Below are 17,386 nucleotides of genomic sequence, written 5' to 3'. Positions count from 1 at the left end.
GTTACAGCCATCCTCGCCGGTCTCCGAGGGCCGACTGCACACGCCGCAGAGACGGGTCCTCCGAGAGGGGCGTCGAGTCGTCCAGCAATGACGCCCACTCCAGGACGATCGTCGCCGCGAGTTCGACCGAGCACTCCTCGCCGTCGTCGTACGAGCAACGACGCGCGACGCGCTTGATCGTCTTGGGGTCGAATACCGGGAGCATGGCGGCCCAGCCCTCCACGAGGACGGCCGACTCTTCTTCGGGATCGAGCGCGGGGGTCTGCTCCGCCGCTTCGGCCGGCGCCTGCTCGGCGTCCTCGGCCTCCGCCACGAGGATGTGTCCTATCTCGTGGAGCTTGATGTGATCTTGATGCAGGCGGGTCGTCTCCTGCTGGTACAAGATCACGTCATAGTCGTCGTACTCGACCCACATCCCCGTCGGTCCTGGCTTCGGCAGCGGCGCCTCCCTCAGATAGAGGGGTCGCCCGCGCCGACTGCTGAGCGCCGAGCACAGCTGCTCCACGTCCAGCGGCGGATGAATACCGAGATCTCGCAACTCCCGACGGAGGAAGCGATGCAGGTCCTTCTCCACCGCCCGACGGCGGCCCAGTCCTCTTCGGGTCTCTCCGCCCTGGGTCGATCCCGTGAGCTCAGCACGAAGGGTCTTTTCAGACCACATGACAAATCCCTTCTACCAGTTAGCTCCCCCCGAGCTGGCGCAACCGCGCCGCTGCCTCTCGGTTCCCTCCACGTTGGCCCGGCGCGCGGCGCCGCCCTTCGGCTCCATCGAGCACGACACCGCGACAACGCACAACAGGACCGGCGACACATCGACGCCTATGTGTCGCTGTAGCGAATGAGCAACGTTCTCACCATGCGCTGCACCGAGGCTTCGGCAACCTATTGGACAGTACGCGAAACCCCGAGCGGATCTTGACCGAAAACTGACTAGCGGTCCGTATAGCGGGGGCTTCCACACTTAGGAATAAACTACGCAAAAGTCCCCACTGGCAGATCGATCAAGGCTTTGACATGCGGTTTCGCAAATCGTTGCGCATGCCACATTTCGCCGCCCCGCGCACCTGGCTCGTTGTCAATCCGAGATACCTCACACCCAAAACCCGACGTTCGGTCGGTTATTAATTCCACAAATGCGACAAAAATAACATTCAGCTGATATCGCCAACAGCTTGAAGGGGTCAGCGGCCCCGTTACCGGGCTTGGGGAACATCGGTACAGCGGTTGGCGCTGAGAACGATCATGGTTCCTGGGTGGCGGTCTCCGAGTTCGGGTGAGGCTGGGTCTGGAGTCGCTGGCGGAGGTCGGCTTCCTCCGGCGTGACCGGGTCGCCGGGGCGTCGGATACGGACCCGGCGGGGACGCGGGATGTCGTCGACGTCCTGGAGGTCGACGAAGTCGGCGTGCGCCTGGGTGACGGCCTCGGGGTACGCCTCCTGCTTCTCGTGCTCGGCGAGCGCGCGGTAGATGCTCGCGACGCTGGGGGCCCGACCTTTGCGCTTGCCGGTCGGGATGATCAGGTCGGGCTGGATCTGCTCGACCGACTCGCCGTTCGCACGGCGTCGGAGCACGGTGTGCAGCATGTCCTCGGTGATGACGGGCGGGCGGCCGCCGTGCTTGCCCTTGCGGGCCGCAGCGTCGAGTCCTTCGAGGGTCGACTCACGAATGTTCTCCCGCTCGGTCTCCGCCATCGCCGCGAAGAAGGCGAACAGCAGGCGGCCGGGGCCGCTGGGGTCGTACATCCCGGGCAGGGGCCCGGCGAGCATTTCCAGGACCAGGCCGTGGGCGGTGAGGTGGTCGGCGAGCGCGGCGAGTTCGGCGGCGTCGCGGCCGAGGCGCTTCATCTCGTACACCGTGAAGATGACCCGGCAGTGCGGGGCGTGGGCCTTGATCTGGCGGGCCAGCGCGAGCGCGGCCTCGAACTGCGGACGGACGCGGACGCGGGTGCTGATCTTCTCGGAGAACACCTTGTCGCGCTCGATGCCGTGCTTGGCGAGGGCGTCGAGCTGCGACTGGAGTTCCTGGGTGAGCGTCGAGCAGCGGGCGTACCCGATGCGGATGTCGGCGGTCGGGGTGTCCGGCGCGAGGGCGAGTGGGACCGGGGTGCCGGGGCGCCACGGCTGGCCGGGCCCGCGGTCGGCGGGGGTGGGCACGCGCAGGGGCTTGGCGAGCCTGGGCACCTTGGTGAAGCGGCCGGTGTGGTAGGTGCCGGCGACCGCGCCGGAGCGCGAGCGGCACGGCGAGCCGGGGTCGGCCTTGCAGCGCGGGCAGGGGTGGCGCTCGACGTCGTCGGCGTCGCTCGGGGAAGCCTCTTGAGGGACCGTCATGCCCCCGGATGCTGTCACAAACGATTCTCAGAAGTACCCCGAACCCACCTTTGAGTGAGAACGAGTTCTGCGAACCGAACCGGTACTTTGCGATCTCCGTACGACTCTATTTGATCTTACTCGGGCAAAGGACCGTTTGTGAGAGTCGGCTCACGCGTCACCGGGGACGAGGATGGTGCAGATGTCCGCCTCGGTGCAGGTGGCCGGGTCGGTGGTGGCGGCACGGCGGGCGAGGCCGTGCAGGGCGTCGCGGGTCTTGGCGAGTTCGGCCAGGCGGAGTTCGATGTCGGCGAGGTGTTGGTCGATCAGTGCAGTGACGTGCCGGCAGGGCGACTGGCCTGTGTCGCGGAGCGCCAGGACGGAGCGGATCTCGGTCAGGGTGAGGCCGGCGCGCTGGGCGTCGCGGATGAAGGCGAGCCGGGCGGTGGTCTGCTCGGGGTAGTCGCGGTAGCCGCCGGGGGTGCGCGGCGGAGCGGGCAGCAGGCCGGTCTGCTCGTAGAAGCGGATGGTCTTGGTGGTCAGCCCGCTGGCCGTCGCGAGGTCGCCGATGCGCATACCGTCAGGCTACGCCTTGACCTTCCAGTGCACTGGAAGGTCTAGCGTGCGGGGCAGGACGATGAGCTGGGAGGACGGCATGGTGCGGATCACGGTGCTGACGGTTCCGGGGTGCCCCAACGCCCCGCTGGCCCTGGAGCGGGTCGCCGCCGCGCTGGCGGGCCGGGCGGCGCGGGTGGAGCTGGTCGAGGTTCACGACCAGGCGCAGGCCGCCGGGCGCGGGATGACCGGCTCGCCGACGATCCTGCTGGACGGTGTGGACCCCTTCGCGCCGGACGGGGCGGTGCCGAGTGTGTCGTGCCGGCTGTACCGGGAGGCGGGCGGCGCGGTGGCCGGGGCGCCGAGCGTGGCCGCGCTGCGCGAGGCACTCGGCGGCGCCACCGGTGGGCAGGAGACGGCCGCGGCGGGTGACTGCTGCCCGACGGACGAGGCGCTCGACGCGGTCGGTCGGGGCGGGCGGGGTCGGCGTGCGCCCGCCGAGCGGGGCCTGCGGGCGGTGCACCAGGCGGTGCTGCGGCACTTCGCCGACACCGGTACGGCTCCTTGGTGCGAGGAGCTGGAACCGGTCGCCGCGGGAGCGGGCCGCACCGCCGGGCAGGTGCTTGCCGAGTTGGCCGCCGAGGACTTCCTGACCCTGGACGAGTCGGGGCGGATTCGTGCTGCGTATCCCTTCTCCGCCGCTCCCACCCGCCACCGCGTGCGGATCGCCGACGACGTGGAGGTGTGGTCGATGTGCGCGATCGACGCGCTCGGTATCCCGGCGATGCTCGGCCGGGACGTGGTGATCTCCTCCACGGACCCGGTGACCGGCGAGGCGGTCACCGTCGCCACCCGGGACGGGGCAGCCACGTGGGAGCCGAAGAGTGCGGTGGTGTTCGTCGGGCAGCGACCCGGCGGAGGGTCCGCGGCCACGGCCTGCTGCGACGCGCTGAACTTCTTCACCTCCGACGCTTCCGCCCGCGCCTGGGCCGCCGAACACCCGGATATCCCTGGCCGTGCCGTCCCCCCGGCACGGGCCGAACAGATCGCGGCACAGACCTTCGGACCTCTGCTGGCTCCCTGACCACGACTGCCGGGCCCGGCTACGACTGTGCGGGCCGGGACCGGTCGGCGCGCCAGGACAGGGCCACGAGCAGCAGGCCGCCGCAGACGATGAAGACGTCGGCGAGGTTGAAGGTGGGCCACCAGCCGGTGTGCAGGTAGTCGGTGACCGTGCCGTCCGGCGCGCGGTCGATCAGGTTGGCCGCGGCCCCGCCGAGGACGGCGGCCAGCGCCCCGCCCCACAGCCGGGAGGCCGTCGGGGCGGTGCGCCACAGCGCGGCCGCCACCACCAGAGTGATCAGCCCGGTGACGGCGATGACCGTCCAGGCGGGTGCCTCGGCGGCGAAGGAGAACGCGACCCCGGAGTTGAAGGCCAGCCGGAGGTCGAGGGGCCCGCCTTCCATGGGCCCGTCGAGCAGGGCCTGCTGTGCCCACGCCTTGAGGCCGAGATCGGCGGCGGCGAGGACGGCGGCCAGGGCCAGCAGCCCGGCCCGGCGCTTGATGGCGCCGGGCCGGGCTGCGGCCTCGGTGGTGGGGGCGGTCACTTGCAGCCGTCCGAGCAGGAGGACGCCTCACCGGACGCGACGGGCTTGTCGTCCTCGCAGCCGTCGTCGCAGACCAGTTCGCCTTCCCAGGCCTCCTTGCCCTCCATGACGGCGAAGGCGGCGATCACGAATCCGGCGACCGGGTCCAGCCAGGTCCAGCCGAAGAGGGCGAACGCCAGCAGGCCCGCGAACGTCGAGACGGACAGCCAGGCGCACAGCTTGGTCTCGGCGGCATCCGCGACGACCAGGCGGGAGTTCATCTCCAGTCCGGCCTTGCGCTTGGCGCGCGCCAGCCACGGCATGATCACGATGGACACGCCGGTCAGGACGATGCCGACCAGGGAGGTATCGGGCTTCTCGCCGCTGAACAGGTCGCGGACGCCCTCGACGGTGACGTACGCGGCGAGCGCGAAGAAGGTGATGGCGATGAACTTCAGCGCCCGGCGTTCCTTGGCCTCGTCCGGCTCGCCGCCCTTGATCTCCGCCAGCAGCCGGATCAGGACCACCACCGCGGCGGCGACCTCGATGCCGGAGTCGATGCCGAACCCGATCAGCGACACCGCTCCGGCGACCGCGCCGGCCGAGATGGCGATGATGCCCTCGATGACGTTGTAGCCGATGGTGAACTTCGCGTACCGCACGGCGCGGTGCGCGGCCGGCCCGGTCACATCAGGCGTGGCGGCGGTCGGGGTGGTGCTCATCGGGCGGACTCCTCGGCGGCGGGGGCGGGGATGGTGGTTCCGTAGGCGGGGCACAGGTCGACGGCCTCGCCGGTCGCGGCGAGCAGCTGCTCGGCGGCGGCCAGCAGGTCCAACAGCTCGGGGCGGGCCAGCGCGTGCAGGGTGGCCCGGCCCTGCGGCCGGGAGGTGATCAGCCCGCAGTCGCGCAGGCACGCGAGGTGCGCCGAGACCGTGGACTGCGCCAGGCCCACGCAGGCGACCAGGTCGGTCACCCGCGCCTCGCCCTCGGCCAGGCGCCGCAGGATCGCCAGGCGGGCCGGGTCGCCCAGCGAGCGGAACAGGGCGACAGCCGCCGAGGGTGCCCCGCACGAAGTGGTGGCCGACGGTGCGGCCTCCGTGCTATTCATCGTCATGGAGCGATGATAGCTACAGTCACCGATGTCATCTATGGGGGTCGCGTCATGCTGATGAACCGGATCGAGAAGGCGGCGGTCAACAACCCCGTCCGCCGGGCCCTGCAACGCTTCTACGAGGTTCCGGCCCTGCTCGGCCTGGCGGGCGGCCCGCTCCCGCCGGGGTCCCGGGCGGTGGAGATCGGCTGCGGCTCCGGGTACGGCACGCGGATGATCCTCGACCGCTTCCGCGCCGCCCGGGTCGACGCCATCGACCTGGATGAGACGATGGTCGCCAAGGCCCGTTACCGACTGGCGGACCGGCCGGGCCGGGTCCGCCTGGCCGCGGGCGACGCCACCGACCTCAAGTCCGCGTTCGGCGCCGAGGACGGCAGCTATGACGCGGCGTTCGACTTCGCGATCATCCACCACATCCCCGACTGGCGCTCGGCGGTCGCCGAGATCGCCCGCGTCCTCAAGCCGGGCGGGATGTTCGTCTTCGACGAGGTCACCTCACACGCCCTGGCCCGGCCCTCCTACCAGAAGCTGTTCGTCCACCCCACCCGCGACCGCTTCAGCGCGCAGGAGTTCCTCGCCGAACTCCCCCATCACGGCCTGGCCGTGCGGGGCGCATTCACGAAAATCCAGGGCGACTACCTGCTCGGCGTGGCGGTCAAGCAGGACCCGGACAGGGGCTGATCACCATGGCACTCCTGGCCCTGGGCCTGTTCGCGCTGTTCCTGCTGCTGGACGGCGGCGTGCGGATCGCGGTTCAGCGGCGCCGTACCGGGGAGAGCGGGGTGCGGCGCCCGGTGGGGGCCTTCCACTGGTGCGCGCGGCTGGCGAGCGCGCTCGGCGGTCTCGCCGCCGGCGTCGCGGCCCCGATCGCAGAGCTTGCCGGGCTGGACCCGCTGTCCGCGCCGGACCGGCCGACCCTGCGTGTGATCGGGGCGGTGCTGGCCGGGCTGGGCATCGTTGCGGTCTTCGTCTGCCAGCTCGCCATGGGCGCCTCCTGGCGCACCACGGTCGACCCCGCCGAGCGCCCGGCACTGGTCACCACCGGCCCGTTCCACCTGGTGCGCAACCCCATCTACACCGCGCTGACCGCAATGACCGCCGGGCTGGCGCTCGCCGTCCCCAACATCGTCGCCATGGCGGGCCTGGCGGCCATGGTCATCGGCAACGAGCTCCAGGTCCGCCGGATCGAAGAGCCCTACCTGGACCGCATCCACCAAGCGGCTTGGCACCAGTACGCCGCCCGCACCGGCCGCTTCCTGCCCGGCCTCGGCCGCCTGCGCTGACCGGCGCCGGGCGGTCAGGTCTCCCTGTGGGGCAGTGCCGGGGCCGATCTGGCTTCCGGGGCTGTCCACTCGTCCTCGTCGTCGTCGAGCTCGGGGGCGTCGGGGTCACGCAGCGGGCGCAGGCCCTGGGGCGGGGTGGAGGGGGTGAAGCTGTAGCGGCCCAGGACGTTGAGGTTCTTGAACTTCAGCGGGGACAGGCGGGCGACATCCTCATCGCTGATCTCGTGGCCCTCGGCGCGCAGCTGGGCGACCGCGGCGTCGATGTACTTCGTCGTCCAGAGCACCACGGCGTTCAACACCAGTCCCAGCGACCCTAGTTGATCTTCCATTCCGTCCCGGTACGCCTGGTGGATGGTGCCGCGCTTGCCGTGGCAGATGTCCCGGGCGAGGGTGTGGCGGGACTCCTGGACGCTGAGCTGCTTGCCCATCTGCCGCCGGTAGGTGTCATCGACCGGGTCGACGACCTGGAGCAGGTGCAGGGTCTTGGCGATGCGTCCGTACTCGGCGAACGCCTGCCCCAGCGGCGTGGGCCGTCCATGGTTGCCGAACATCCGCAGCAGGTCATAGGCCCTCACCTGGTTGGTGACCAGCGAGCCGGCCACCTTCAGCATGTCCTCCCACTGTGTGGTCACCTTCGTCAGGTTCACCTTGTTCGTGCGGGCCAGGTCCGTGAGCAGCCCGTAGCCGCCGGTCTCGATCCCGTCCATCTCCGCCCGCCAGAACCTTTGGTCGTCCAGGTCCTTGAACCGCGGGGAGAAGTTGTAGCCCAGGATCTTGAACAGGCCGAACACCATGTCGCTGTACGAGGCGTTGTCGGTGGCGACCATCTCCGGCTTCACCCCGCCGTCGAGGTTCAGCAGGGCGTCCAGGATGTGCAGGGAGTCCCGCGGCGTGCCGGGCACCACCATCTGCCCGATCCCGAAGACCTGGTCATTTACTGCGTTCAGCCAGGTGATGCCGCGCTTGAACCCGAAGTACTTCGGGTTCGGGGCGGTGCTGATGGACCTCACCGGGACGACGAAGCGCAGGCCGTCGACGGAGGCGAGCAGCCCGTTGCCCCAGTGCGCCACGATCGGCACCTTCGCCTGGGCCTCGATCAGGGCGGCGTTGGCCGCGGCGATGGCGTCGCCGCGCAGGTAGTACTGGTCGACGTGGACCAGCCGGGAGCGGGTCAGCGCCTCGTGGCCGGGGTTGGTAACCGGGGTCATGCCGATGTTGCACGCCTCGCTCACCAGGAGCGCGACGACCGATGTGGTGAGGTCCTTCATGCGGGTCTTGCCGTCGCCCAGGTGCACGAAGGCGTCCAGGAACCCGGTCCAGGAATGGACCTCGAACAGCAGGTCCGGCAGGTCGATCTTAGGGAGCATCTTCTCGACCCGCTTGCGCAGCCAGGCCAGCGACTTGGGCACCCCGAGCGCCCCGAGCGCGTCCACATTCAGCTTGGCCCGCCCATTGGGCTGCACCTCGATGCTCACCTTCGCGTCCGCGCCGGCCTCTTCGAGGCGTTCGACCATCTGCTTCCACGCCGCGTCCAGCACCCGCACCAGCTCCGCCAGATGCTCCTCGACGGGAGCCTCCAGACTCAGGCCGGCCAGTACGTCCTCGCGCACCGCCAGCCACGGCTTGCCGTCCAGCAGGCGGGCGCGCGGGTTGGAGAAGCGGTGCGAAGGGGAAGCGAAGACGGCGCGGCTGACCAGCGCCCTGTACAGCTGCTCCAGCACGCACACCACATACGCGTCGCGGTCCACCGAGCCCTGCGGCAGGTCCTTGTTCGCGTACACCGCCTTGCGCCAGTACGGCGGCACGACCTTGTCGTCGACCTCCCGCTTCAGCAGCGGCTTCTTCGTCACCTGGCGGCGGCTGAGCGCGGGCAGGCCCTTGACCGCGGCCAGGACCCGCTCCCCGGCCGGGGCCGCGCCGAGCATCCTGGTGTCGCCGAGCAGCGACAGGAACGGGCGCACCGTGTTGTAGCGGTTGGCCAGCGCCTCGCGGATCGCGATCTCGGCGGAGTCGTCGTCCTCCGGGACCAGGCTCGCCACCGTGGTGGCCGCGCTCCACAGCTGGGCCCTCGGCGCGACCTCCTCCAGCACCTTCCACATCGCGGCCGCGTCCACCGCCTTGCCGCTCTCCTCGATGTGCTCCAGCTCCTCCATGAACACCTTCGAGATGCGGGCCGTGATGCGCGACGCCTTCTCCAGCTGCGGCAGCGTGGAGAGCCGGTCCTTGTTCGTGAGCCGCTTCGCGGTGCTGAGCAGCTTGGTCGACATCAGCACCGTGAACAGCTCCAGCGCGTCGTCGATCGCCTTGGCCTCCAGATGCCGCATCACCGCGGTCAGCATCGCGGTCCGCTTCGGCTCCGGGGCCCGCTCCAGGCTCGTCGCCTTCGACCCCAGCCCGTACCGGGCCAGCGCGGCGAGCCGGTTCGGCGGGAGCTTGTCCAGCTTCACCCGCCCCAGCCGGTACACCGCGATCTCGTCCACCCGCTCCAGCGCCCGCTTCATCGCCGTCCCCGTCGTCTTCGTCGGCGGCCGGCGGAAGGTCTCCAGGTACGAGTACCGACGCCCTTCGGGAGTCTCCAGCAGCGCCACCAGGTCGGCGGGCAGCGAGGGGTCCGCCCGCCAGGCCGCCCTGGCGACCGTGGTGTGCAGGCGCTTGTCCGCGATCTCGCGGACCTCGGACACCTGCCGCGCCAGCACGGAAACACCAGGCAGCAGCACCCGGTGCTTACGCAGCCAGCCCACCGCATAGTCGAACAGAGCCTTCGGCCCCTCCGCATGCGCGGTCCACGCCCGCCCGTGCAGGAACGTCCGGAACTTCCGCCCCCACTCCGGATCGTCGTACTCGTGATACTCATACGCGTCCCGGATCTCCCACGCGTGCTCGTACGCGGTCTTCGGCCGCTCGGTGTACCGCTTCACGACCGCGACATCCTCGATGCCGAGCTGCTCCGCCAGGTGTTCCAGCACCGGCCACGGCACACTCAGCGGATCGTCCGGAAGGAACCTGCCGATGTAGCGCACTGTGCACATCTGTAGCGCGAAGCCCAGTTGGTGGTACTGCGTACGCCGCAGCGCGATCAGATCGCGGTCTACGTCGTCCAGGAAGAAGAAGCGCTCCAACTCCGGGCGCGTCGGCTCCTCGACGAACTTCCCGTACGCCTCGGCCTGGTCATCCGTCAGAAATTCCACCGGCATGCGGCGGAGCCAACCATCCGCCGCTACAGAACGTGGATCTTTGGCCGAAGGGCCCCAGGAAGCAGACCACCCGTGCTAGAAGTTCACCGCTCACTGCTCATGATCGTTCTCAGCGCCAACCGCTGTACCGATGTTCCCCAAGCCCGGTTACGGACTGGAGCAATCCAGCCACCACCCTGCCCGCGACCCGGCTTGTCGACCTCGCCACGTAGCGGCAAACAGCCCTCGCTTGCTCCATTGCCAGTCGCAAACTTCGCCGAGCGGAAACTCGGGAGCGTAGAGTGCGCGGCAGTCGCCCCAATGGTTCCGGCTGGCGGAGGGGTCGCGCAGGCTCACGCTTCTTGCAGACGGACGGTAGCCCTATCGGCCTTAGCCGGAGCACCTCCGCCAGGACTTCGGCCGCCTCGGGCCCTGGCCGCCGGTGAGTTCTTCCCGGGCCCCGAGCAGCGTGACGCGGAGGGTCTGGCAGTCGCGGATACGCCGCAGGCGTGGAGCTCGGGAATGTGAACCGGCTTTTCAACGTGCAGGGTTGGGGACTTCGCTGTCTCTGGATTAGTAGGTCGTCCCGGGTGCGAGTAGGCAAGCCCCGGACCTGCTTCGCTAGAAGGGGTAACGGGAGCTCTCCGGAGATCGGGCACGAGTGCCAGATGACGTGATTCCCCGATCCGTCCCCCGCGTACGGGCCGATCGGCCGTACTGATCGAAGAGGCGTTCGACTCGCGCCAGATCCTCAGGGGTGTCTACGGCCACGCCGTCGTCCACGACAGGAACCATCTGCACGGCGTGGCCGTGTTCTACGAAGCGCAGCATCTCCACCCCCTCGGCTCTCTCCAGGGGCCCCTGCTGGAGTTGACGGAAGCGTTGGAGAGCCTCACCAGCGAAGCCGTAGAGACCCAGCTGGCGCAGATACTTCGGGCGGTCGCCCTTCGGGTAGGGAATGGGCTGACGCGAGAACATCATGGCCTCGCCGCCGGCAGTGACGACGACCTTCACGACGTTGTGGTCCAGGACGGCGCCGACGTTGACCAACTCGGTGTAGGCGTTCACGGCCAGCGTGCCCGGTGGCGTGTACAACAGGGCCTCCGAGACGTCATCGATCGCGGTCGGCGATATGAACGGCTCGTCGCCCTGGACGTTGATGTACCCGTCGGCTGGCAGGCGTTCAGCGACCTCCGCGACGCGGTCGGTGCCGGTGAGGTGCTCCCCGGTGCGGATGCAGTCGATGCCGAGTTCGCGGCACGCCGCTTCGATGCGCTCGTCGTCCGTGGCGACGATGGCCCCGTCAAGGCGTTTGGCTTCCAGGCAACGCTGGTGGACGTGCCAGAGCAGCGGCTTGTCGCCGAGGAGGGCCAGTGGTTTGCCGGGGAAGCGGGAGGCACCCCAGCGGCACGGTATGACGGCGATGTGCCGGCGCCGTTGGGCGGCGGTCTGGCGGGCTGTGGTGGCGGCCACGGCGTCCTCCTGGTGGTCGGGTTGGGGCAGGCTTGAGGTGAGCTGGGCGAGCTTGGCGCGGACGGTGGGTGAGGAAGTGGTCGCGAACGGCCGCCACTGGTAGCCGTCGACCTCCTCCTCCTGCAGCGTCACCGCCTGATCGGTCACGAGTTGGAAGGCCCAGCGGAAGTCCACGTGATGGTGGGCCGGCTCGTTCTTCGACGGGTTCGCGTCGATCGCGTGCACGTCGATGTCGAGGGGGATGTCCTCGTGGCCGACGAGGGGGACCACGGCGCTCGGCGGGATGCCGGCCTCCTCGTGCAGTTCGCGCAGGGCGGCGTCGCGCAGGCGCTGGTCGGACGGTTCGTTGTGCCCGCCGGGCGCCAGAAGTTTCCCGGACGCCTTGTGCAGGATGTGAAGCACGTCCCGTTCACCGTTGATGACGATGGCGCTGCAGGTCACGTGTGCGGGGAGGGTCTTGCGGCTGGTGGGATCGTCCGTGCCCGCGAGTACGTCGAAGAGCATCGTCAGGGAGGCGCGCTCGTCAGGGTGGCGGGCGAGGTACGCCTCGGTGACGGTGCGGACGTGTCCGGTGGAGGGTGGCAACGAGGTCACCTTTCGAAGTGGCGGAGCCAGGTCCTGGCGATGGTGTCGCGGTCGGCCGCCGGCATCTCGTGCAGTCCGGGCTGGAGCCGCGCGTGGCTGAGTGCGGCGGTGGCGGCGAGTATCTCGGCCTGGACGAGGTGGATGTAGGTGCCGACGGCGGCGCCGTGCACGAAGTTGACGGCACCGCCGTCGGCGAGAACGTAAAAGTAGTGGCCGGTGACCTCGTACCGGGTCAACTGGGGTCCGACGGGCTGACGTTCGTAGAGGTCGTCGAGGCTGCCCAGTTCGAGTTCGTCCTCGGAGGAAGTCACCGATCCGAGGTACGCGCCGTTGCGCAGGGCGGCGAAATCCTCGTGCCGGAGGGCGAGATTGCCGGTGGCACACAGGACGAGATCCGCGTCGTGAACGGCCTCGGTGGTGGAGGCGCTGGTGTGGAAGCCGAGGGCGTGCGCCTGTACCCGCTTGACCGCGTCGTTGTCGTACACGGTGACGCGCAGGTCCTGGGCACGCAGGGTCTGCGCAATCGAGCGACCGATCTTGCCGAAGCCAATGACGCAGGCGCTGCGGCTCGTGAGGATGTCCCCGCGGGCGCGGACGAGGGCGTCGGTAGAGAACACGATGGACCGGCCGACGAGGTGGTCCTCGCAGTCCTTGAGCGGTGAGCGGGCCACGGACAAGACCGGGCACGGGAGCGAGCCGAGGGCGGCGTACCGCTGGTGTCCGTTCTCAGTGTCTTCGACGACGCCGAGGATGCGGCCGGAGAACTTGTCCACGAGGGTGTCGAGGCTGGCTGCGAAATACCCGCCGATGTCGACCAGGACGACGTCCTGGCCGCCGGCCGTGTCCTCCAGGTAGTGCAGGGCCTGAGTCTCGTCGGTGAACCGCTCGCGGCTCAGGTCGTGGACCGGCAGGGTGCGGCGGACGGTGTCGAGGGTCGGCTGGTGGATCGACCGGGGCTTGGGGAGAACAGCGCCGATCGTGGACACCGCGGTCATCGCGCGCAAGAACGCAGGTCGTTCCTGGAGCAGGTGCGTGATGACCAACGTCGTGATCGGCTGGCCAGCGGGGAACTGCGCGGTGATCCTTCGGAAGAAGGCGTCCAGCCGCGCTCGCTCGGGGGCCTCCATGAGCACTCCTCTCGTGATCCGACTGGTGCGCCTAGGCGGCATGGCTGTAGTCCGGCACCGGGGAGGCCAGCGCCTGCATGTGAGCGCGCAATCCGCTGTGGAGGTCGACGCGCGGCTGCCAGCCGAGGACCTCTCCCGCACGGCCGGGGTCGGCACGCGTGAGCAGGACGTCCCCGTTGCGCACGTGGTCCTGGTGGAGCTGGATCTCGCGGCCGGTGAGGCTGTTGGCGATGTTGATCACGTCCAGCAGGGACGCGTTCGAGCCACCGCCGACGTTGATGGTGCCGTGCGCGTTCGGGACGGTGCCGGCGGCGATCGTGGCGGCGACCACGTCGTCGATGTAGGTGAAGTCGCGGCGCTGGTGGCCGTCTCCGTAAAGGCGCAGGGGTTGTCCGGTCAGGGCGGCGTACAGGGCGCGGTGGGTGAACATGTCGGCACGCTGCCGGGGGCCGTAGACGGTGAAGTACCGCAGGGCGACCACGCTGGGGCCGACGGGGCGCTCGGCGTAGGCGAGACAGAGCTGCTCCTCGGCCAGCTTGGTCACGGCGTACGGGGAGGCGGGGTTGGGGCGGTCGGTCTCGCGACTCGCGTCGCCGTCGGTCGGGCCGTAGACGCTGGAGGAGGAGGCTACGACTAGCCGGGATACGCCGATCCGGGTGGAGGCTTCGAGGACGCGGTGGGTGGCCAGCACGTTGGACGCGAGGTAGTCGCCGAACTGCGGTCCCCACGAGGGCCGTACGCCGGGGATGCCGGCGAGGTGGAAGACGGTGTCGGCGTCGATCAGGATCGGGTCGATCGCGCAGTGGAGGAGGTCGGCCGTGACGTGGTGGTATCCCGGGCGACCCCGCAGCGCGGCGAGGTTGGCGGCGGCCGTCGGGTCGGTAGACGGGTCTCGGCGGTCCACGCCGATCACGGTGGTGCCGGCCTGGACGAGGGCGTGGGCGAGGTGGGAGCCGATGAAGCCGGCGGAGCCGGTCACCACGGCCCGTCGGGGGGAAGCGTTGGTCGGGGGCTGCTCGTGCTGTGGCACGGAGATCTCCAGAGTGGTGTCGTCTAAGGGGCTGGTCAGGCGAGCCGCGACAGGACGGTTCTGCCGTGCGCGCTGAGCGCGGCGTCGTTCTCCTGGTGGCCCTTGACCAGGGCTGTGGCCGCCTCGATGGCGCCGAAGGACTCCAGGAGGCGTCGTTCGAGGTCGTTGGGTGAGCGTCCGTAGCCGTCGAAGAAGGCGGTGCGGAGGTGGGGGGCGGCCTGCCAGCGTCGGAATTCGAGCCGGGCGAAGTCGCGGACCCTGGCGTCGCGTCGCATGTGCTCGAAGTCGTAGATGCCGAAGGTGTCGCCGAGAAGCCAGTTGCGCGGCTGGTAGTCGAGGTGGCAGATCGCGCTGTCCATGTGGCTGGTGCCCAGGATGACCGCGTGGTGCTTCAACAGGTTCTCCTCGACCGCGTCGAGCAGATCGGCGTGGACGGCCCGGTCGATCCACCCCTGGAACCGCTCGGCGAGTGAGGCGCCGACGGCACCGCCCTGGGGCATGGCCGTGGCTCTGTGCAGCTTGCCCAGCACGTGCCCGGCCTCGTGGTGGGCCAGCTCCTCCTCCGGCGAGCCCGGAGCGAAGGCGTCCGCCCGGTCACCTGCGAGTGCGGTGAGCAGCAGGGTGCGGGTGGCATCATCCCGGCCGACCAACACCGGTGCATGGCCGGTCAGATGGGTGACCCACGCCCCGTAGGCGTGGAGTTCTCCGGCGTACCGGTCTCGCTCCGCGTGCTGCTTCGCGATGTACTGACGCCCGTCACCGGCCACCAGGCGTACGACGCGGGGCGGGAGCGCGGGGTCCGCAGCGATGTCGACTGTGCCGAGGCGGAGGTGCGCCAGTTGTATCCGGGGGTCGCGCGAGGTCGCGATCACGGGGTCGGCTCCGGCGTGAGGAGGCTGAGGTGCTCGGTGTCGTTGTGCCGGTCGAGCATCCAGCGGGTCTGGCCCAGGCGGTTGCGGTGGTGCTGCCAGCGGGTGATCGAGGCGTGGTTGTGGGTGAATCCGGCGGGCGAGCCGATCGGGATGCCCAGCAGCAGGGTGTGTGCGGTGATCACCGTCTCCCCGTGGGCGGCGAAGACGACGCGCTTGCCGTGGTTCTCCTTGATGAGCTGGCTCAGGTTCCTGCTGGCGCGCTTCAGGAACCCGTTCCAGGTGTCGGAGCCGTTGGCCCAGGGCCTGTCGGGGTGGGCGTGCGGCCCGCCGTCGGCGGCCGTCTTCACCGCGTCCCAGGGCTGGCCGTCGGCGTCGCCGTGGACCGGGCCGTCGAGTCGCTCGTCGTGGAGCACGGGGATCTGGAGCGTCTGGGCGATGATCTCGCCGGTCTGGACGAGGCGGATCCGCGGGCCGGTGTAGATGACGTCGAAGGGCTTCTTCAGGTGCTCGGTGGCCAGGCGGCGTGCGGCCTGTTCGGCTTGGGCGTACCCGAGGTTGGTCAGGCCGGTGCAGGTGCGCGGGCCCCCGACGAGGCCGTCGGCGTTGCACTGGGCCTGGCCGTGCCGGACGAAGACGAGTTCGGTGGTGATCATGAGGCTCCTCGGTGCGTGAAGCGGAGGGGCAGGCTGTAGTGGTAGCCGTTGCGGCCGACGTACGGTGCGGTGAGCACGGCGTGCAGGCCCAGGAAGCTGTCGAGCTGGCCTCGGTCCGTCGTGCCCAGCCGGGCGTCGTAGCGTCGGGCTGCCGCGTTGTACGCGAGCAGGGCGGTAGTGACGGCTTGGTCCGAGAGCGGCCCGTAGGTCAGGTGGAGCGTCGCGATGAGCTTGGCGAGGTCGTAGCCCAGCGGGGCGAGGGACAGGTCGTCGGTGTCGACGGCGACGATGTCTTGTGCGGTGATGATGAAGTTCCGCGGGTTGCTGTCCTTGTAGAAGGCGCACGGGCCCTCGGCGGTCGCCTGTAGCAGGCCGAGCATCGCGTGTAGGGCCGTCTTGTTGGGCAGGTAGCCCTGCTCGTGGCGTCGCCGTAGAGCGATCTTCCGGGGCCCGAGGTAGTCGTCGAACTGCGTGCCGTCCTCGAAGTGGTGCGGGGTGTCCAGCGACGCGGAGTGCAGGTCGCTGGCCCAGGCGGCACCGTGGGCGTGGCCGAGCAGTTCCGCCACGCGAGGGAGGTCCTCGGGACGTACGGGGCGGCCCGCGATCCGTTCGAACGTCAGGAACCGCGGTCCGGCAGTGTGGAGGGCCGGCTGCCGCAGCGGCTTGGCGTGCGCGGTGAGCCACCGGTAGTGGCGCACCGCCCCCGCCGCGCGTTCCGGTTCCGCGTAGTGCTTGGTGAACGAGGCGGGGCTCATGCCGGCTCTCCTCCTTCCTTCGGCTGGGCGACGACGAAGGTGATCCGGGACCGGGTGGTCAGCGGCTGGTCGGGAAGGAACTCGTGCAGTGTCGCCGCCAGGGCACCGGGGTTGCCGTACAGGCCGGGCGCCAGGTCGTACTTGGGGTTGGTGGCCAGGTACTGCGCCGTGTGGTCGTGGCCGTCGAAGGTGAAGACGTGTTCCTCGTCCAGGACGGCGATCACGTCGAGAGAGGAGGCGGCCACGTCGGCGAGGTTGCCGCTGTGGGCTGCGGTGTAGAGGCTCTCGTGCTGGGCGGCACGCGGATCGAGGCCGGCGGAGGCGACCAGCTGGTCCATCTCTCGGTAGCTGTCGAGGCCCTTGGTGACGAGCACGGCCACACCACCGGGGGCGAGGACCCTGGCGATCTGTCCGACGACGTCCTGGGGGCGCGGCGAGTGGTAGAGGCAGAACGCCGCGACGACGATGTCGCTCGACCCGTCGGGCAGAGGGAGGTCGTGGAAGTCGCCTTCGACGAAGTCCACCGTGCTGTCGGGCAGGCCCTTGGCGCGCTCGCGGGCCTGGGCGAGCAGGGAGGGGGCGGCGTCCAGCCCCACTAGGCGCTCGGGCCGGAGCTGCTCGGCGATGACGCGGCTGCTCGTGCCACGACCGCAGCCGATGTCGAGCACCACGCCGAGCCGGTCGGGCCGGGCGTGATGGGTCTGCACCAGGCTGACGATCGTCTCGGGCACCGGGTGGCCGGCGGTCTTGGCGCGCATCAGGGCGCTGGTGCGCCCGGCCAGCCGAGAGGCGTGTCCGTACAGCTCCGACTGTCGGGCGGGGTCCAGGAACGGGTTGGGCTCGTTCATGCCGCACCCCCTGGCCGGGGGCGCGGGCCG

Annotated in this window: 17 protein-coding genes; 3 read left to right on the top strand and 14 right to left on the bottom strand. The window is 69.9% G+C overall.

From position 1 onward, the window contains the following. Nucleotide 1: 1 nt before the first annotated feature. The 3 genes from IE140_RS21825 to IE140_RS21815 form a co-directional block, all read right to left on the bottom strand. Entirely contained in the window at nt 2-574 is a 573-nt protein-coding gene (locus IE140_RS21825) for a hypothetical protein (protein WP_032786077.1), read from the bottom strand. Between the two features lie 666 nt (nt 575-1,240). After that, a complete protein-coding gene (locus IE140_RS21820) occupies nt 1,241-2,326 on the bottom strand; it encodes a recombinase family protein (RefSeq protein ID WP_032786075.1) in 1,086 nt (361 codons plus the stop codon). Nucleotides 2,327-2,476: 150 nt separating this feature from the next. Next, nucleotides 2,477-2,881, bottom strand: coding sequence for a heavy metal-responsive transcriptional regulator (locus IE140_RS21815; protein ID WP_032786074.1), 405 nt, complete (start codon nt 2,879-2,881; stop codon nt 2,477-2,479). A 61-nt stretch (nt 2,882-2,942) separates the two neighbouring features. On the opposite strand from IE140_RS21815, the gene IE140_RS21810 reads away from it, so the two are divergent. Continuing rightward, the gene (locus tag IE140_RS21810; protein ID WP_225681971.1) at nt 2,943-3,944 is read left to right on the top strand and encodes an alkylmercury lyase family protein; all 1,002 of its coding nucleotides are present in this window, start codon (nt 2,943-2,945) and stop codon (nt 3,942-3,944) included. Between the two features lie 19 nt (nt 3,945-3,963). On the opposite strand, the gene IE140_RS21805 is transcribed toward IE140_RS21810, so the two are convergent. Genes IE140_RS21805 through IE140_RS21795 form a run of 3 tightly spaced genes read right to left on the bottom strand, consistent with a single transcriptional unit; the run spans nt 3,964 to nt 5,560 of the window. Continuing rightward, nucleotides 3,964-4,467 (bottom strand): signal peptidase II, encoded by a 504-nt coding sequence (locus IE140_RS21805; RefSeq protein ID WP_050513196.1) that lies wholly within the window; start codon nt 4,465-4,467, stop codon nt 3,964-3,966. Then, nucleotides 4,464-5,168: a cation diffusion facilitator family transporter gene (locus IE140_RS21800; RefSeq protein WP_032786072.1), complete on the bottom strand. Its 705-nt coding sequence runs from the start codon at nt 5,166-5,168 to the stop codon at nt 4,464-4,466. The genes IE140_RS21805 and IE140_RS21800 overlap by 4 nt, the downstream gene beginning before the upstream one ends. Beyond that, a complete protein-coding gene (locus tag IE140_RS21795) occupies nt 5,165-5,560 on the bottom strand; it encodes an ArsR/SmtB family transcription factor (protein ID WP_032786071.1) in 396 nt (131 codons plus the stop codon). Before IE140_RS21795 ends, IE140_RS21800 begins: the two co-directional genes overlap by 4 nt. Before the next feature lie 6 nt (nt 5,561-5,566). Here IE140_RS21795 and IE140_RS21790 point away from each other — a divergent pair, with 6 nt between their 5' ends. Together IE140_RS21790 and IE140_RS21785 are read left to right on the top strand one after the other, a co-directional pair. Beyond that, nucleotides 5,567-6,238 (top strand): class I SAM-dependent methyltransferase, encoded by a 672-nt coding sequence (locus IE140_RS21790; protein WP_225681972.1) that lies wholly within the window; start codon nt 5,567-5,569, stop codon nt 6,236-6,238. A gap of 5 nt (nt 6,239-6,243) precedes the next feature. Further along, nucleotides 6,244-6,840, top strand: a complete 597-nt coding sequence (locus IE140_RS21785) for a methyltransferase family protein (protein WP_189460637.1) — start codon at nt 6,244-6,246, stop codon at nt 6,838-6,840. A gap of 14 nt (nt 6,841-6,854) precedes the next feature. Here IE140_RS21785 and IE140_RS21780 read toward each other — a convergent pair whose 3' ends face one another. The 8 genes from IE140_RS21780 to IE140_RS21740 form a co-directional block, all read right to left on the bottom strand. Continuing rightward, on the bottom strand, nt 6,855-10,034 hold the full coding sequence (locus IE140_RS21780; protein ID WP_050513195.1) for a Tn3 family transposase: 3,180 nt from the start codon (nt 10,032-10,034) through the stop codon (nt 6,855-6,857). 600 nt (nt 10,035-10,634) lie between these two features. Continuing rightward, complete coding sequence (gene kdsB / locus IE140_RS36105) at nt 10,635-12,071, bottom strand: 3-deoxy-manno-octulosonate cytidylyltransferase (RefSeq protein ID WP_225681973.1); 1,437 nt, start codon at nt 12,069-12,071, stop codon at nt 10,635-10,637. Between the two features lie 5 nt (nt 12,072-12,076). Continuing rightward, the gene (locus IE140_RS21765; protein WP_032786070.1) at nt 12,077-13,198 is read right to left on the bottom strand and encodes an adenosylhomocysteinase; all 1,122 of its coding nucleotides are present in this window, start codon (nt 13,196-13,198) and stop codon (nt 12,077-12,079) included. Between the two features lie 31 nt (nt 13,199-13,229). Then, entirely contained in the window at nt 13,230-14,228 is a 999-nt protein-coding gene (locus IE140_RS21760; RefSeq protein WP_225681974.1) for an NAD-dependent epimerase/dehydratase family protein, read from the bottom strand. Between the two features lie 35 nt (nt 14,229-14,263). Then, nucleotides 14,264-15,100, bottom strand: a complete 837-nt coding sequence (locus IE140_RS21755; protein ID WP_032786067.1) for an aminoglycoside phosphotransferase/kinase family protein — start codon at nt 15,098-15,100, stop codon at nt 14,264-14,266. Further along, nucleotides 15,097-15,753 carry a histidine phosphatase family protein gene (locus tag IE140_RS21750; protein WP_032786066.1) on the bottom strand — a complete coding sequence of 219 codons (657 nt, stop codon included), beginning with the start codon at nt 15,751-15,753 and terminating at the stop codon, nt 15,097-15,099. The genes IE140_RS21755 and IE140_RS21750 overlap by 4 nt, the downstream gene beginning before the upstream one ends. Beyond that, nucleotides 15,750-16,508, bottom strand: coding sequence for a phosphotransferase (locus IE140_RS21745; RefSeq protein WP_032786065.1), 759 nt, complete (start codon nt 16,506-16,508; stop codon nt 15,750-15,752). The genes IE140_RS21750 and IE140_RS21745 overlap by 4 nt, the downstream gene beginning before the upstream one ends. Beyond that, nucleotides 16,505-17,356 (bottom strand): class I SAM-dependent methyltransferase, encoded by an 852-nt coding sequence (locus tag IE140_RS21740; RefSeq protein ID WP_032786064.1) that lies wholly within the window; start codon nt 17,354-17,356, stop codon nt 16,505-16,507. Before IE140_RS21740 ends, IE140_RS21745 begins: the two co-directional genes overlap by 4 nt. Nucleotides 17,357-17,386: the final 30 nt, after the last annotated feature.

It is taken from the genome of Streptomyces parvus, assembly GCF_014648875.1.
Lineage (GTDB): Bacteria > Actinomycetota > Actinomycetes > Streptomycetales > Streptomycetaceae > Streptomyces > Streptomyces parvus.
This window is presented reverse-complemented; position numbering and strand designations above follow the sequence as displayed.

Bases quoted from the DNA above. Each gene is read 5' to 3' on its own strand.
- IE140_RS21820 (WP_032786075.1), bottom strand. From the start codon at position 2,326: ATGACGGTCCCTCAAGAGGCTTCCCCGAGCGACGCCGACGACGTCGAG.
- IE140_RS21815 (WP_032786074.1), bottom strand. From the start codon at position 2,881: ATGCGCATCGGCGACCTCGCGACGGCCAGCGGGCTGACCACCAAGACC.
- IE140_RS21810 (WP_225681971.1), top strand. From the start codon at position 2,943: ATGAGCTGGGAGGACGGCATGGTGCGGATCACGGTGCTGACGGTTCCG.
- IE140_RS21800 (WP_032786072.1), bottom strand. From the start codon at position 5,168: ATGAGCACCACCCCGACCGCCGCCACGCCTGATGTGACCGGGCCGGCC.
- IE140_RS21795 (WP_032786071.1), bottom strand. From the start codon at position 5,560: ATGACGATGAATAGCACGGAGGCCGCACCGTCGGCCACCACTTCGTGC.
- IE140_RS21790 (WP_225681972.1), top strand. From the start codon at position 5,567: ATGATAGCTACAGTCACCGATGTCATCTATGGGGGTCGCGTCATGCTG.
- IE140_RS21785 (WP_189460637.1), top strand. From the start codon at position 6,244: ATGGCACTCCTGGCCCTGGGCCTGTTCGCGCTGTTCCTGCTGCTGGAC.
- IE140_RS21780 (WP_050513195.1), bottom strand. From the start codon at position 10,034: ATGCCGGTGGAATTTCTGACGGATGACCAGGCCGAGGCGTACGGGAAG.
- IE140_RS21765 (WP_032786070.1), bottom strand. From the start codon at position 13,198: ATGGAGGCCCCCGAGCGAGCGCGGCTGGACGCCTTCTTCCGAAGGATC.
- IE140_RS21750 (WP_032786066.1), bottom strand. From the start codon at position 15,753: ATGATCACCACCGAACTCGTCTTCGTCCGGCACGGCCAGGCCCAGTGC.
- IE140_RS21745 (WP_032786065.1), bottom strand. From the start codon at position 16,508: ATGAGCCCCGCCTCGTTCACCAAGCACTACGCGGAACCGGAACGCGCG.
- IE140_RS21740 (WP_032786064.1), bottom strand. From the start codon at position 17,356: ATGAACGAGCCCAACCCGTTCCTGGACCCCGCCCGACAGTCGGAGCTG.